This is a genomic window from Dictyobacter formicarum (genome assembly GCF_016587435.1).
In genome coordinates, this window is sequence record NZ_BNJJ01000005.1 from 291590 (window position 1) to 307646 (window position 16057).

The 16057-nt window shown below is 49.1% G+C and carries 13 protein-coding genes and 1 pseudogene; 9 read left to right on the forward strand and 5 right to left on the reverse strand.

From position 1 onward, the window contains the following. The first annotated feature begins 17 nt into the window (after positions 1 to 17). The 4 genes and pseudogenes from JMI88_RS11030 (at position 18) to JMI88_RS11045 (ending at position 4639) form a co-directional block, all read left to right on the forward strand. Positions 18 to 1543: pseudogene (locus tag JMI88_RS11030) on the forward strand (MFS transporter). 715 nt (positions 1544 to 2258) lie between these two features. Next, complete coding sequence (locus tag JMI88_RS11035; RefSeq protein WP_201361880.1) at positions 2259 to 2462, forward strand: hypothetical protein; 204 nt, start codon at positions 2259 to 2261, stop codon at positions 2460 to 2462. A gap of 404 nt (positions 2463 to 2866) precedes the next feature. Then, on the forward strand, positions 2867 to 4030 hold the full coding sequence (locus tag JMI88_RS11040) for an AI-2E family transporter (protein WP_201361881.1): 1164 nt from the start codon (positions 2867 to 2869) through the stop codon (positions 4028 to 4030). A 153-nt stretch (positions 4031 to 4183) separates the two neighbouring features. Then, the gene (locus tag JMI88_RS11045; protein WP_201361882.1) at positions 4184 to 4639 is read left to right on the forward strand and encodes a hypothetical protein; all 456 of its coding nucleotides are present in this window, start codon (positions 4184 to 4186) and stop codon (positions 4637 to 4639) included. 367 nt (positions 4640 to 5006) lie between these two features. Here the strand turns inward: JMI88_RS11045 and JMI88_RS40090 are convergent, their stop codons facing one another. From JMI88_RS40090 to lexA, 3 genes are all read right to left on the reverse strand, one after another. Then, positions 5007 to 5903, reverse strand: a complete 897-nt coding sequence (locus tag JMI88_RS40090; protein ID WP_268905983.1) for a DedA family protein — start codon at positions 5901 to 5903, stop codon at positions 5007 to 5009. A gap of 98 nt (positions 5904 to 6001) precedes the next feature. After that, positions 6002 to 7087 carry a hypothetical protein gene (locus JMI88_RS11055; RefSeq protein ID WP_201361883.1) on the reverse strand — a complete coding sequence of 362 codons (1086 nt, stop codon included), beginning with the start codon at positions 7085 to 7087 and terminating at the stop codon, positions 6002 to 6004. 340 nt (positions 7088 to 7427) lie between these two features. Next, positions 7428 to 8072: a transcriptional repressor LexA gene (lexA, locus tag JMI88_RS11060; protein ID WP_201361884.1), complete on the reverse strand. Its 645-nt coding sequence runs from the start codon at positions 8070 to 8072 to the stop codon at positions 7428 to 7430. A gap of 455 nt (positions 8073 to 8527) precedes the next feature. Here lexA and JMI88_RS11065 point away from each other — a divergent pair, with 455 nt between their 5' ends. Then, the gene (locus JMI88_RS11065) at positions 8528 to 9067 is read left to right on the forward strand and encodes a bifunctional nuclease family protein (protein ID WP_201361885.1); all 540 of its coding nucleotides are present in this window, start codon (positions 8528 to 8530) and stop codon (positions 9065 to 9067) included. Here the strand turns inward: JMI88_RS11065 and JMI88_RS11070 are convergent. Both JMI88_RS11070 and lysA read right to left on the reverse strand, forming a co-directional pair. Then, positions 9064 to 9702: a hypothetical protein gene (locus tag JMI88_RS11070; RefSeq protein ID WP_201361886.1), complete on the reverse strand. Its 639-nt coding sequence runs from the start codon at positions 9700 to 9702 to the stop codon at positions 9064 to 9066. The two genes, JMI88_RS11065 and JMI88_RS11070, sit on opposite strands and share 4 nt — an antisense overlap. Before the next feature lie 100 nt (positions 9703 to 9802). Next, positions 9803 to 11131: a diaminopimelate decarboxylase gene (lysA, locus tag JMI88_RS11075; RefSeq protein WP_201361887.1), complete on the reverse strand. Its 1329-nt coding sequence runs from the start codon at positions 11129 to 11131 to the stop codon at positions 9803 to 9805. Between the two features lie 121 nt (positions 11132 to 11252). Between lysA and gltX the strand changes: the two genes are divergently transcribed. The 4 genes from gltX to JMI88_RS11095 all read left to right on the forward strand — a co-directional run bounded on the left by gltX (position 11253) and on the right by JMI88_RS11095 (position 15731). Beyond that, positions 11253 to 12785: a glutamate--tRNA ligase gene (gltX, locus tag JMI88_RS11080; RefSeq protein WP_201361888.1), complete on the forward strand. Its 1533-nt coding sequence runs from the start codon at positions 11253 to 11255 to the stop codon at positions 12783 to 12785. 171 nt (positions 12786 to 12956) lie between these two features. Beyond that, positions 12957 to 13610 (forward strand): DUF6483 family protein, encoded by a 654-nt coding sequence (locus tag JMI88_RS11085; RefSeq protein ID WP_236022901.1) that lies wholly within the window; start codon positions 12957 to 12959, stop codon positions 13608 to 13610. Positions 13611 to 13785: 175 nt separating this feature from the next. Next, positions 13786 to 14421 carry a CPBP family intramembrane glutamic endopeptidase gene (locus tag JMI88_RS11090; protein WP_201361890.1) on the forward strand — a complete coding sequence of 212 codons (636 nt, stop codon included), beginning with the start codon at positions 13786 to 13788 and terminating at the stop codon, positions 14419 to 14421. A gap of 359 nt (positions 14422 to 14780) precedes the next feature. Next, the gene (locus JMI88_RS11095; RefSeq protein WP_201361891.1) at positions 14781 to 15731 is read left to right on the forward strand and encodes a UDP-glucuronic acid decarboxylase family protein; all 951 of its coding nucleotides are present in this window, start codon (positions 14781 to 14783) and stop codon (positions 15729 to 15731) included. The last annotated feature ends 326 nt before the right edge of the window (positions 15732 to 16057 follow it).

The following is a 16057-nucleotide window of genomic DNA, read 5'->3' on the forward strand; positions in this document are numbered from 1 at the left end:
CGGCGACACAGGGCGAAATGCAAGTAGCAAGAGTAGAGAGTTCAACAGTAGAGAGTTCAACAGTATCCAGGCCCGTTACCCACCCACCGGAACAGATATACCCGGCGGTGAATAAGTGGGCAGTGCTTATTTTAGCCGCTTCAAGCGGTTTTTTAACGACGTTGGATAGTTCGATTGTAAATATTGGCTTGCCCGCCATCTCGAATACCTTCCATGTGGGAGTAAGCGGGGAAATTGAGTGGATCATCATTGGCTACCTAGTTGTGATTGCAGCTGTTTTATTGACCTTCGGTCGACTGGCAGATTTGATCGGGCGCAAGCCAATCTTTTTAATCGGTCTGGTCGTTTTTATCGCAGGCTCGGCTTTATGTGGTATGGCTCCATCCCTCCTGATGCTGATTCTGGCCCGCATCTTTCAGGGGGTGGGGGGGCAATGATATTTGCGGTCAATATAGCCATGATTACCAGCACTTTTCCTAACAATGAGCGAGGACTGGCGCTAGGATTAAATGCTGTAGTGGTGTCTCTGGGCGTCAGCGCGGGGCCAACTATTGGGGGTCTGATCACTCAATATTTGACCTGGCGTTGGATCTTCTATGTGAATGTTGCGCCGGGCTTGCTGGTTTTATGCGCCGCCTTTTATGTCTATCATGAGTTGCGCCCGGCCAAAGGACGGAGCAGTCGTTTTGATCCTGTGGGAGCCACCCTGCTGGCCATTGGTCTCTCTACACTAACATTGGGGCTCTCCTTTGGCCAGGAATGGGGCTGGTTATCGGTAGGATTGATGATTACAATAGCCATTAGCATCGTAACACTCGGTCTTGCCGTCTATGTCGAGGGCCGCATACCTCACCCCATTTTGGATTTACATCTGATCCGCAATCGCACATTTGCCTTTGCAAATATAACTTTTATGCTCTGTATGATGGCCCTGTTTGCACCGGGATTTCTGATGCCGTTTTATTTTGAGCAGCTGCGGCACTTCACAACTGAGCAAACCGGCCTGATGTTGACGCCGTTGCCCCTCACAATGGCCATTCTGGCTCCCCTGAGTGGCGCACTGGCCGATCGCATTGGTTCACGCTGGCTGTCACCGATTGGGCTGGCTATAGTGTGCTTTGGACTCTTCTTGCTCTCTGAAGTAAGCGCCCAAAGCTCTATGTGGGATATTATCTGGCGGCTCCTTGTCATTGGTATTGGCCAGGGTATCTTTCAGTCTCCTAATACGCGCACTATGATGGGTGCCGCGCCTCGCTCGGCACAGGGCGAGGCGTCTGGCCTGCTGGCCACTGGGCGTGTTATTGGTCAGGCACTGAGTGTGGCTATGATGGGTACCATCTTTGCCAGCTTCGGTGGCTCTATGGCAGGAAATATCCTTGCCAGCCATACGCATCAGCTATCCCCAGCAAAAATTTCTTCGCTGCAGCAGATGTTTATGGGCGGCTTCCATGCGGCATTGATGGGCTGCGCCGCATTTGCAGCTCTGGGCATCTTTACCGCACTCGCACGTGGCAAAGGGACAGCAGCGGAGTCAGTCAGATAAGTTGTATAGAATAATGCGGCTGGCTTGCTTCGGCAAACCAGCAGCGTTTTCTCCTGCTGACGCTTTCAATCTATAGTTGTTCATGTGAAGCCCATAACCCATAGTCAAAAATATTGTCTTTTAAGTGAAAGTAGGCTATACTCTAATGGTCTTACAGTTGCTCTCGCGAACCATGTCCTCTTAACGAAGCAGCATTCTCAGCCGATTCTTCCCATGGATGCTGTGATATTACAGGTATTCGCGTATCACAAAGTGGCAAGGTGTAATCAATGTTTGTGCATGCTGCTCACTTACGGCCATCTCAGCTACCTCTCAGTAGTTGCAAGCAAGCTGATCTGTGATTAGGAGACGTAGCGGCGATTCAAGTAGCTACGCTCACACGATTGAAGGGGATCACATTCCTTTGCATGGAAACGTCATTGTTTAAACACACAGCGAAGGTGTCTTTCGACGATTTCTAGATATACGTTTATTTCCACTTGCCCATATACTTTTCTACTGAATGTTCAGCCACCTGATAATGGGGGAGAAACGCAAGCTTGAACATTCTACGTTAGCTCAATACAGCACTCTGCCACGGGTCACAACATAGTAACCCATTACAGAAATATTCACTACAGCTACTGTATACGTAGATGGGCGCAACCGCCTGGCAGGCGGATACAACAATACAATCTAAACCCTTTAATGGGATTCTCAGCGGAGGCATTTCATCATGAAAAATCGTTACTATGTACAACCTTTAACCGAACAGGTCTACCTGATACGTGAACGTGTATCCCCCAGTGGCGGTCCAGGCCCCAATGATCCTATTGTGCGTTCATTTAGCGTGCGTCACGATGCCTATATGTATGCCACCAAGATGAATACAGGAGCAGTAGAACCACAATCACCAACCGACAAACATCGTCCAGCATAGTCACAGTAAACGCTCAATAAGTGCTTATTCTGTCCATGACAGAGGGTAGATAAGTTATTTAAACCGCCATTGGCCGCTTTTTCATTGCCAGGTCTTCGCGGCCCCCATGCAAATGTGTACGTGGTAAAAATGTTGGGTGACTGCGGTCCCCCAACATTTTTACCACGTACACATCTAAACCAGCGCCCCAAGCGCGAGGCGCACTTGAAATCATACCGTCACTCGCAGAAATCCATCCTCACATTGATCTTCTGATTACATCTTCTGATTACATCTTTTGGTTGAAGCAAAGTGCTGGTTCGTTTGATATGTTCTCATTATTACTCATTAACGCATCATAGTTTTTATTCTTCCACATCCTGGCCGGGATGCATACAGTGGGCTGGAGAGAGGGGAAAAATTTAATGTCCTCTTTGTCTGATTACAATATTGTGCCAAAAGGTGACCAAACATCTAACGCAGCATGGACCAGGCGTTTCCTGATCGCATTAACGATTGTCGCCTGGATGATTATTATCATCTGTATCGGATTGATTGTAAGTAAGATCCTGGGGGCGCTCATCACATTGGGTATTTCGGCTTTGATTGCCTATGTTATCTATCCACTGGTCAAATTACTGGAACGTTTTATTCCCAGACCGCTCGCCATTCTCATTGTCTACCTGGGGGTGCTGTTGCTGCTGCTCTTGCTCATCTATTTTGTGATCCTGACGGCTATAGGTCAGCTGGCTGCATTGATAGTGTCCATCCAGAAAAGCTTGCCAGATCTATTGGAACGCCTTCAGCCATACGTCAATCAATTGAGCAACATCAACATTTCGCCCAGCCAAATACTGTCTTCTGGTGAGCAGGTACTTAATTATGTTTTATCGGCGGTAGGTAACGTTGTTCCGGTGGTCAATAGTATTTTTTTATTGGCCATCAATATTATTATTGTTACCTCTTTGAGTGTTTACTTTTTATTGGAGGGCAACAAGACAATTACCTGGCTGCGCGAAAAAACACCGCTACGCTCGCGTAGAAAAATCAACTTCTTTCTGGATACATTGCATAATACCATGGGGGGCTTTATACGGGGGCAAATTACGTTGGCTGCGGTCATTAGCACGATTATGTGGATTGGCTATAGCATTATAGGCGTGCCCTACGCCATGTTAATTGCGATCATCATTTTTGTCTTCGAGTTTATTCCTCAAATTGGCTCATACATTTCTATCAGCATTGCCATCCTGTTAACCCTGGCAACTAAGGGCTGGCAGACCAGTCTGATCGTTCTCGCCTTCTCAGGCATCGTGCAGGGTGGGCTGGATGGACAGGTACTGGCTCCCCGCATCCTGGGGCATGCAGTGGGGATTCACCCGATTATCTCAATCGGGGCTTTACTGATTGGAGCAGACCTCTTTGGCCTGATGGGAGCGCTTTTTGCTGCGCCAATCGCGGGCGCGCTGCAGATTTTTGTACTGGCCTACTGGCGTTCCTGGGTTAAACAGCATCCTGAAGAATTCCCAGAAAATTTGGGTACCGACCTGCAGGGCACTCCGACCAGCACATCGGGGCCTTCTCCTTGAGATGACATCTATCATCGCTGCCAGTATATCTGGACAAATAATCAATTTCTTGTATGATTGATATATGATTGATAACAGTAACTGCTTTGTGCTCCGGTACATAAGCACATATATATGTTTAGCAGTAGTAATTACCTGATGGAAAGGAGCATCGTGGCCTCTCATGTTGCGCAATTGGCGTCGGCGCTACACGCGATTTCCGTTCTCGCCATTCAGCAGTCCCCACAGCCACTGCGCGTTGCTGTGATTGGCTCACGCACGTTTGCCCCTCTATCGCTGGTGACTTCGTTGATAGCTCACCTGCCAGCCAGCTGCGTGGTGGTGGCAAGCAATACAGGCGCGGTTGATCAACATACGCTGACCACCGCACGCCGCTATGGCTACAATGTTGAAGAACATCCACTTGATGAGAAGATGCTAGAAGAAAATGCGGCCCGCGAAAATAATAACGCACTGGTACAAACGGTCTCAATCGTCGTCGCGTTTTGGGATGGTATCAGCCAGGGCACCCACAGTGCCATTGCAGCAGCACGCCAGGCCGGTATTCCCGTTTTTATCATTGCTCCGCCTCCCCCACCCAATACTCCTATCCAGAATACCTTGTTTTAATACGCGCGAGCAGGCTAGCGCGATCCCCTTGTCACTATTTAACGGCGCAGAAAAACCGGCAGAAGTATGAAGATCGCGAAAACCAGTAAGCCTCCTAAAATCAGGCTAACAGCTGCAGCGGAATTTTTAGCCTGACCAGTAACTAGCAGATAGCTCCCCGCAGCAAAACCCAAAAATCCAAGTGCGCCCATACGGATTTGAAAACGGCTAAGCCCTCACCTCCGTCGATAGACTGGTCGTTGTGGTGCCCTTCCCTGGTTATAAGGATAGCCTGGCAGAAACAGGACTAATATCTTGCGCTGAAAAAGGGGCCCTATTCCGGATGGATAGGTACCCCTTTTTTTAATAGCTTGATTCAGGTATTTGTTTATGATCGACGAGGAGGCTGGGATTGCGTTGGTTGCTGCGGCTGCTGGAATTGCGCATTGTTGGCTGGCTGATTCCAGGAAGGCTGCTGTGGCTGCTGGAATTGCGCGTTGTTGGCTGGCTGATTCCAGGAAGGCTGCTGTGGCTGCTGGAATTGCGCGTTGTTGGCTGGCTGATTCCAGGAAGGCTGCTGCTGAAACTGTGGGTTGTTGGCTGGCTGGTTCATTTCAGCGGCGGCCGCGGCTGCATGTTCAAGGCGTGCGCGGCGATCATTGCGCAGGTGGCGCCAGACATACAATACGATCAAGGCAACGATGGCGGCGATGATGACATACTCGAAGCTCTTATAATAAGGTTCGATGGTCGCCATATTGCCATTCAGAACAACGCCAGCGTAGGCCAGCAATATACACCAGGGGAAGGAGCCAATAAAGGAGTAGATACAGAACTTGGTAAAGGACATCTTGGTGATACCCGCTGGCAGCGAGATGTAGGTGCGAACCACCGGTAATAAGCGCGAGAAAAATGCAGTAGGGCTACCCCAGCGCTGGAAAAAACGATCTGCGATATCGGCATCATGCTGTGAGATCAATACGTAGCGCCCATACTTTAACATCAGGGGGCGGCCACCTTTGTAACCGATCCAATAAGCGATAGCTGAACCGAGCAAACACCCAACCGCGCCAGCCAGGCCCAGCAAAATAATCCCTACAGGAGTATTCACGCCCGGGAGAATTTTGTGCTGTGCTAATAAGAGGCCTGCCACCGGCATAACAATTTCACTGGGTAGAGGAATACAACAGCTTTCAATTGCCATCGCCAGTACAATACCTAGCAGGCCAGTCGAGATATACAGATTGGTAATAAAAGTTGTTAAGAGATCCGTGATATGGGCCACGTCTGCCTCCTTCGTAGAGCTTGCAATTTTGCCTCATACTAGCACATTTTATTGAAAGAGGCCAGGACCGTCAGTACCCAAAAAAGGGGGAGAATCGTCTACTCTTCATCATGCCTGCTGGCTAGATTGCGCGAGGAGCGGCGCGTCGTTGGCGGTTCTAATTGCTGTGCCAGCTCATCTTTTAAAGCATCATCCTCATACATATACGGTGCACGCCGTTGTAGCGGTTTTTTCAGATCAGAGCTCACAAAATCTTGCTGAAACACGTCGGTTTCAGGATCCCTATACTGGTACTTTTGGGCACTTAAATCTTCATTTTCCGAAAATACCCGAGAAGGACTATTGGGTGATAGATTGGCGTCGACGATACGTCGCCCACGCGATGAATACTGGTATGATGGCTCGGTATCCTGGAACTGCCTGGTGTTCTGGCGGTAGCCATGCGAACTGGGTGGCTTACGGCTAGAGCGCTGGTCGGGTCGGTTGTTCGTCAATGAGGAAGATGGACGACGCGAGCGGTACCCCTGGTAATCATCTTGCGCTGCCTCTTCTGAGCGCTGCGAAGCCTCCTGCCGCGCAATACGCAAAGCCTGCGATTGAAACTTGCTGCGTGTCATATCAGTTTGATAGCCAGGGAAACCAGTATTCGGTAAACGACGTGTCGTATGCCGACGACTGGGACTCTCTATATCGCGCGGCGCTAACTGACGAGGCGTGGGTCTACCACGCTGCGTCGAAGAGGGTCGATACGCAGGATAAGCATCAGAAGCAGAGTTGCGCGAGGATGGCGGCGGCAATTCTCTTCTGGTCGGAGCTGGCAGGTAGCGGCGCTCATCTACATATTCTTCTTCTTCACCCCATATTCCACGCTTCCGGGGAATATACTCATCTTCTTCCTCGATCAAGATCGTTCTGGCCAAGCGCTCGGGCACTTGTCGATATTCATACATGACTGACCGGGACGCTTCTTTATACTCTTCATCTTGTAATCGAGCACGCTCCTGCTCTTCATGACGACGAGCGAGAAACGAAAAAAGCGTTAAAGAGATAGGAATACTTAACAGTAGTGCAGCCAGGCCACCTATTAAACCACCTAAAACCCAGGAATTGAGGGTGTTTGCATACCAGAGAACAACCGCAGCCCCCGCAATAAGTACAAGCGCCGCAGCAACAGCCTTTAACAAAGGCTCGCTTCCTTTCTGAGCTTTCACAAAAGTCCGAGGCTCACAACATAACAAATCCCTACTATCATACTAGTAGAAGTATAGCAGAATAGATGGAAGAGTACAAGAGTATAGGTCATTCAGGAGATGTTTAACAGATAATAACAGGCGTAAGTGTACATAAAAGTGCATTCTATACCTGTTGGAGGGTAAAACAGACAGAGACGGGAGAAAGATCGGGTCTACCAGGTGGCAGCAATATGCTCACCGTTGATCTTTTATTCCCGTCTATTATGAAAAAACGCGCACACTAAGGCTGGCAATGGGGAATGATCAGTTCTGCAGCTGAGCTGTCAGTTGCTCAGGCAGCACTGATGCACTGGCGAAAGATCGCTATGACTTTGCCTTGAATCTGCCATTCGCGATCCCAAACACTCTTTGGGATCAAAATGGGATCCAGTTCTGAGTTCGCAGGCTGCAGGCGAACCCGATCATGATCCTTCTCCTGGAAGAAACGCTTTAAAGTAGCGCTTCCGCTGACCCCTTCTTGCATATGAACTGCCACAACGATATCCCCATTCTGACAGGTCTCCTGGCGCTTAATCACCACGTAGTCTCCGTCACAAATGTGGTCTTCAATCATGGAACGCCCACGCACAACCAGAGCATACGAATTCTCGGTATCCGTAAAATTATGGCCCACATCGACTGAATCGGTGGCCCCTTCGAATATATCCAGGGGCTCTCCAGCTGCGATTGTGCCCATGACAGGGATACCTTCGTGAGTCTGCTTGGTCAATTTGATACCACGACTCTTCTTCGCCTGACGAGAGATCAAGCCTTTCTTTTCCAGCATGGTGAGATGATAATCAACGTGGCCAGTACTGGCAATATTAAGTTCGCGGCCAATCTCGCGATTTGTGGGGGGCATCCCCTCGGATTTCATGTAATTTACAATGAAATCATACATGCGGCGCTGTATTTCGCTGGCTTGCTCCAACGACATAGTATGGTCTCCTGCCTTTCTGAACACCTCAGCTAACTTCCCCACACAGCCAAAAACTAGAACGACTATTCCAGATGATAATACCACAACAGCATAGTCAATACAAGCTTTTTTTGAACGGATTTTTCAAACAGACATTCTTATCGATCCTGGGACTTGGCAGTGACTGCTGGTTTTGTTATACTCCATTGCAAAGGGACATTGAGATACGCTAAGCTGTAAAAAGCATTTGGAAAACGCCGCTTGATTACGGCTCGCTCCGCCGCCACAGCTTATCCGTTGGATTGCTCAGTTTTCCAGGCTGGTGGTAGCTTCCCAGGCGGCTGCGCTCATCCAAATGAATGGCATGTTATCAAAAGATGCGCGATGATTTGCGTCCTATACTTTCCTAGGTGTACAATAGATGCATTGGGTATTCGACGGATCCACGCACGAAAGAGAGAGTCAGAAAAACTATGGTAGAGATGACAGTTGAGAGCGTGCGCATAAATCTGGCTACGCAGCAGCGAGTGGTCATCTTAAAAGCAACGAAGCAAGAGCGCTATCTCTTCATCTGGATAGCGTATGCGGAGGCATATGCTATCGCCGTCGAGCTGCAAGGAACCACCTCGCCGCGACCGCTAACACATGATCTCCTTAAAAACGTCATTGAAGAGCTTAACGCGAAAATTGTAAGCATTGTAATCTCTGATTTGATCGATGAAATCTACTATGCGCGTATTGTTCTCGATGTAGATGGTCGACACGTAGAGATCGATTCTCGACCCAGCGATGCAATTGCGCTAGCCGTACGGGCCAAAACCCCCATCTATGTTGAGGAAAGTGTACTGGAGCGTGCCGGCGTTGTTCCTGAACAGAATGAAGAGCCACAACCCCCAACCTTACGGTCTGAAATGAAGCATGAAGATGAGGAGGAGGAGGAAGAGGAAAACCTGGACGCCTATCGTGACTTCATTAATAGTCTGGATGTTCTGGACGAATTCGGTAAAGATTAGTTAGTTCTACCCGCTGTTTTGCTCGCGCTGCTATCCTGGCCGAAAGGCTTATCTATGTTTATGTGCGCATGGACAATCATCTTTAAGATATGGACCAGGATGCGCGAACAGAAGCCGTATAGCACAACTGCCAGTAGCGTATAGGGCTCGATACGAGTAAAAAGAACCTGATGCAATGGGGGAAGTAGTATCTGAAATGGTAGCAGCATAATATCACTGCTCCTATATACCACCTCCACCCATCCACCATCTGGTGCGAGATTCCATACTTTGCATACAAAACGCATAAGTAGTAGGAATTGTATGCCCACAAAACATAAGCCAGCCTCCAGGGGAAGCAAACGCAGCGGGAGGGCACCCATACGTTGCGGCATCTCCCACCTCCATCCCGCATACGCGGGCTCTCTTTCTTGTTGCCCTGGCCGAAAAGGAACTGCATTGTCCGATGAAGCAGTCGGCACTGGATAAAAGGTGTGTCTGGTTGCATGAGGGGCAGGGATGGTATCGTAGTTTTGCGGAGTCGAATTTACGGTGGGGAACGCCGGGTCAGGGAACACATTATGCGGCACCGGTTCTGTCGGTTGATCATGCTCATCTATCTTCGCCTGTTTCTTCTTCAACGTCCAGATTCCCATACGATTTCAACTCCTCAATCTCTTTAGCCTGCATGAACGTAGCATATGCTGCTCACCCTTATGCCATGCAGGCATAAGGGTGTTGAGGCACCAGGGATGGTCAGGCAGGATACCTTCTGAGTATATCTGTATACGTTTCACGTCGTTCCATGATCTCTATTCGTTTTTCATCAACTATAATTACGGCTGGGCGAGGAACAAGGTTGTAATTGCTGGCCATAGGCAGACTATACGCACCTGCGGTCGGTAGGCAGATTAAATCTCCTTCCTGCAACTCAGGTAGGTCAATCTGCTCAATCAGCATATCCCCTGACTCACAATAACGACCGGAGAGACAATAGGTTTGCGCGGCCGGTTCTAATAAGTGTTCAGGAGCCAGAGCTGTATATTGGGAACCATAGAGGGCTGGTCGAATATTATCGCCCATGCCACCATCAACAAAGATGTAATTCACGCCTCCAGGCGTAGCTTTAGTGGCTCCAATACGGTATACGGCCAGCCCGGCGCGCGCAACAATCGAGCGACCAGGCTCCAGGATCAGGGTTGGCATGGGCGCGGGCAATTTCGGCTGCAACGCTTCGACAGTACGTTGCAAGGCCTGAGCCAGCAGCGCAATCGAAGGCATCTGCAATGCATCAACCGTTTCAATCCCCCAGCCACCACCAGGACTGATCTCTTCCGGCCACCAACGCGTTTCCTGATAAACCTCGCAGGCTAAAGACAGCAGGCGTTCCACACACTCTTCATAAGGACGTGTCTCGCGTAGTAGCGTCCCGCTATGGGCGTGAATGCCTGCCAGGTCCAACTGATCATCTTGCAGGATCCGCAGCAGAGCAGCCCTGGCGTCACCAGAAACCAGCGGAAAACCAAACTTGGCGGCCGCGTGGCCGGTCTGCAAATATTTATGTGTATCGGTATCAATATCAGGCGCCACCCGTACCAGCACAGCTGGTCGCGTAGCCGTCTCCTGCGCAATACGCGTCAAACGCTCCAGCTCACTCCAGTTATCCAAAACTATACGCCCCACACCCATTTTCAGCGCCATGCGCAGCTCAGCCTCCGACTTATTATTGCCATGAAAGGAGACGCGCTCCATGGGGAAAGAGGCATGCCGGGCAACCTGTAATTCACCACCAGAAACTACATCCAGCCCTAGATCCTGTTCCATACATAGCTGCGCCAGCACAGGAGAAATGTAAGCCTTGGAGGCATAGAGAATGCGCACGGCCGATGCGGTATAATCAGTTGAAAAAGCCTGTCTATAACGTGTGCACGCATTAATAATTGTCGCTCGATCAAAAATATACAGAGGGGTATCATATAGGTGTGCCAGTTCGCTCAACTTTCTCCCTGCAATCAATAATTCACCTTGAGCAGAAATAGTAGCCGTATCAGGGAGCAGGCCAGTAGCGAGTAGATGCGATGACATAAAAGGTAACCTTTCATACAAGGGCCATGATAAGAAAATTAGCATGCTATCCAGTACAGTTATGCTATGTTACAATAGATCGGAGATGTAGTAAAGAAGTTGAAGGAGAACCAGTCTTCGTATGACACAGATTGACAACCGTACGGAGGGGCAACTACAGCCGGAGCCAACCCAGGTTCCTCGGCTGCGTTTCGCACCTAGCCCTACCGGGTTTCTACATATTGGTGCATTTCGTACCGCCCTCTTTAGCTGGCTTTTTGCCCGCCATAGTGGCGGCAAGTTTATCCTACGCATTGAAGACACAGACCTGGCACGCACTGTAGAAGGAGCGGTTGAAGATTTCACCAATGGTCTGAAATGGTTAGGTATGGATATTGATGAGGGTCCTATTATCGGTGGCCCCTATGGCCCATACTACCAGGTGCAGAGAAAGGCTCTCTATCAACAGTATGCCAGCCAGTTAATTGAGTCGGGGCACGCTTATCGTTGCTACTGCACGCCTGAGCGCCTGGATGAGATGCGCAAGGAACAGGTTGCGAATAAGTTACCGCCACGCTACGACCGGCGTTGCCGCTATCTGACAGCGGAAGAGCGCGCGGCACACGAAGCAGCGAGCGACGCCTGGACAGTGCGCTTTGCGATGCCACTGGAGGGCGAGACTGTCGTGCATGATATGCTGCACGGCGATATGGTGTTTAAGAATAGCGATCTAGACGATACCGTCATTCTGAAATCAAATGGGCTGGCTCCTTATCACCTGGCCCACCTGGTTGATGATCATTTGATGGGCATTACCCATGTGCTGCGCGGTGAGGAGTGGATCTCCAGCGCACCACGCCATGTACAAATCTATCAGGCTCTTGGCTGGGAGCCGCCTCTGTTCTATCATTTGCCCAATGTGCTGGGTAAGGATAAGAAGAAGTTGAGCAAACGACGCAACGCTCCTTCATGGTCTGATTATAAGCGGGAAGGCTATCTACCAGAGGCCGTCTTTAACTTTCTGGCCCTGCTCGGCTGGGCCTATGATGATCAGACCGAACTTTTTACCAGAGAAGAGCTGATCAAGGTCTTTACATTGGAAAAAATCGGTATCTCATCAGGTATCTATGATCCGGAAAAGCTGCTCTGGATGAATGGCGTCTATATTCGCAAGCTCAGCTTACAAGAGTTAGTGGAGCGTACGCTTCCTTACATGGAGCGTCCCGAGGCCGATGGTGGATTGCCCGACAGTGTACAGCGCCCATTGGATCGCGACTATACGACACGCGTGCTGGCACTGGAGCATGAGCGCCTGAAAACATTGGGCGAAGCCCCATACGTTGTGTCTTTCTTCTATGAGAAAGAGATTGACTATGGACTGGACATTTTAATCCAGAAAAAAATGGATGCCGCCAATACTCGTGATGCTCTGTTGCATGCGCGCGAACTCTTGAATAGCCTGGATAGCTGGGAGCATACCGTGCTGGAGGCTCAGTTGCGCGAACTGGTCGCCAAACTGGGACTCAAAGCAGGCCAGCTCTTTGGAGCGATCCGTACCGCTGTCAGTGGACGTACAGCGACTCCACCATTATTCGAGATGATGGAGGTCCTGGGACGCGATGTCTGTATGAAGCGCATCGATCAGGCGATCGCCAAACTGGAGCAGCACAGTTAAACAGGAACACGACTAAATAGGGCACCCGCAATAGGTGCCCTGCCTTCTTTACAACATGGGTTCTCACAAGATTTGAGGGAACCAGAAATGTGTGAAGGGGTTCCAGACAGGGGATAAGGAGACGCGTTTCCTCTCCATGCCTGAAGGCAGGGGTCCACGCGATTGAAAAAGATGATTAACAAAGATTATATTCTCCGCCTGGCAGAACAGATCGGCTATGAACTCTCGATCTTGATCGGGCTGCGTAAACGTAATCGCTATCAAGATGAATTGCTTACCATCGATAATCTGTTGCTAAAATATACCGGCCTGACTTCGCGCTTCATCAATTCACTGTCGGATGAGCTATTGTTGCAAAGTCTATCTCCCCTCGGCAAAATGAATGTCGACACAGGTCTGTGGATCGCATCGCTGCTCAAAGAGGAAGGCGCAGCCTATGAAGGACTGGGCAACAGTAATGAAAGCTATTATCGCTATACGAAATCCCTCTATCTACTCCTCGAACTGCTCCATCAAGAACATGTGGGCACTGACTCAACACTGTACGACGATGCAGATGAGTTGATTCAAAAACTCACTGATTACGCCTTACCTGCGCACATCCAACAAAAACTGTTTCGCTACTATGAACAGAGAGGCATGTATGGGCGAGCAGAAAATATACTCTTCGATCTGCTAGAGCAATATCCCTCGGCAAAAGTGCTGCAGGAGGGGCATGAGTTCTATCAACGTCTGCAGAAGAAAAGTAGCATTGACCTCCAACTGGGCGATTTTTCGCACGAGGAGGTACAGGAAGGAATCGAGCAGCTACAACGGTTTAACTAATTAATCTACTATAGGCAGGCTTTAGAGCTATCCCCTGGACAAATAACGCTCCTATTGTTTACACTAACTTAACATCTATTAACAATCCCTTAAATAAAACCCAGCAAGAAAGTTAGTGTACATAATGGCAACAACCCAGGCAAATACTGTTTTTTTACCCAGAAGAGGTAAGCGTGTGTCGTCAGAAAAGTCTTCACAGCTGGTCTACTCTACTGTAGCCAGCACGTGGCGCTGGATGTGGCCAGACATCCTTATGCGTATCATTCCTATGGGTCTGGTGCCACTTGGCTATATCACCATTTTCCACCTGCCTTTCAGTTTCCTGGGACTAACCCTGACTAATGTGCCGCTACACCTCTTAATCGGACTCCTGGTGGGTACTGGTATGGCGGCGTTTGCGGCTACTTATCGTATGTTTATTGTTGGTCGCTGGTTCCGCAAACCGACGGCAAGTGATCAATGCATTCAAACGCTTTTTTACCTCTTTATCAACGGGCCAGTTGAAGAACTTTTCTTTCGAGGCTTTATACTGGCAGCGGTTGTCCAGTGGACCCATTCGCTCTTTCTGGGCTGGCTGGTAAGTACGGCCGTCTATACTCTTTACCATCGCCTGGGCAAATGGAACTGGCGCAGCGTTGGTGGTGTTGGACTGGCTGGTCTGGTCTTTAGCCTGGTCTATCTTTTCTTGCCTGGCCCACACTCTCTGCTGGCGGTAACGATTGTTCATGGCTTTACTACCAGTGGATTTCTTAGCTGGGGAGATGAACTACTCTATCAGAGATGGAAGCGTCTTCAGGCAAAAACTCCTTAAAACGGTAATATACATAATCAATCTGTGACGAATTTGAGCACCAAAACGTATTGGTTGTAGGAATAAACATTCAAAGCCATCCATACCATCAGATGAGCTATGGAACGCTCAAGCAAGTAGACAATGATCATGGTGGCTTTTACAGTTGACTACGCAAACATTGTCCTGAATCAACACAAGGAGTACAGGAAACCATCATCGTTTATGGGTGCGTGAAGCGTACGCAAAAACAAGTAGGAGCAAGCTAGCAAAGGCGCTTAATCCATTGTGCTATGCCTGTTACCAACCCGTGTACGATTCGTCTACCCATTAGGTACAAATATCTATGAAAAGATATTATCTATGTCTGGAGGTTCTCATTGAAAATTCTAGTTACAGGTGGCGCAGGTTTTATTGGCTCCAATCTCTGTGAACGCTTACTTGATGAGGGACATACTGTTCTCTGTGTTGATAATTTCATAACAGGTTCCATCGACAATATTCAAGCATTCATTGATCATCCTCGTTTCACATTTTTACAGCATGATGTGACGCAACCATTTGAGAGCGATGCAGAGGTGATATTCCACCTGGCCAGCCCTGCCAGTCCAGTTGGATACCTGGAACATCCTATCGAGACTATTCTGGTCAATAGCGTTGGCACCCATCGGATGCTGGAGTTAGCGCGCAAAAATAATGCTCGCTTCCTGATTTCTTCAACGTCAGAAATCTATGGTGATCCCCTGGTCCATCCACAAAGTGAGGAGTACTGGGGCAATGTCAATTCCATCGGGCCACGAGCTTGCTACGATGAGAGCAAGCGCCTGGGTGAAACATTGGTTATGGAATACTATCGGCAGTATCAAATCAATGTTCGCATTGTGCGTATCTTCAATACCTATGGCCCCAATAGTGCCCTTGAAGATGGCCGCATGATTCCAAATTTCATCACACAGGCACTAAAAAATGAGCCCATCACGATCTATGGAGATGGCAATAAAACGCGTAGCATCACATATGTCAGCGACCTGGTTGAGGGTTTGATGCGCGCGATGTTCAGTCCTAATACGACCGGCGAAGTGTTTAATCTGGGAAGCTCTGAGGAACACACAGTGCTAGAATATGCTCAGATGATTATCCGTCTCTGCAACTCTTCCTCTGAAATTCTCTTTGAGACCAGCCGTGTCGATGATCCCGAGCGCCGCCGTGCGAATACAACCAAAGCACAGCAAATCCTGGGCTGGGAGCGTAAAGTTAGCATGGAAGATGGGTTGCGCCAGACAATCGAATGGTTCAGCAAACGGATCGGTCAGTATTCAACTATTTCCTAATGCATGTCCCTGGTTTGGCTGATATAGCCAGAAATGCGGTTGCGATATGAATTTTTTCGGAGTTGGAACAATAGAGATGGAGGCCGGGTGTGGCGTCAGGCAACCATATCACGCCAACCTGAAATATCAACGTTTTTTGTCGCTCACAGACCAGGATGCATTACTTTGGTATTTATTTACTTATCTATCCTCTTACATGTACAGCATAGACATTCGTATTATACGTCCTCTCCAGGTACAGGTGCCATCACTGGCGCCTGTACGGCGCTCACTGTTCTTTCTCCGCTGCTATGTGGAAAGAGGTATGCTTCTCATCAACTCTCAAG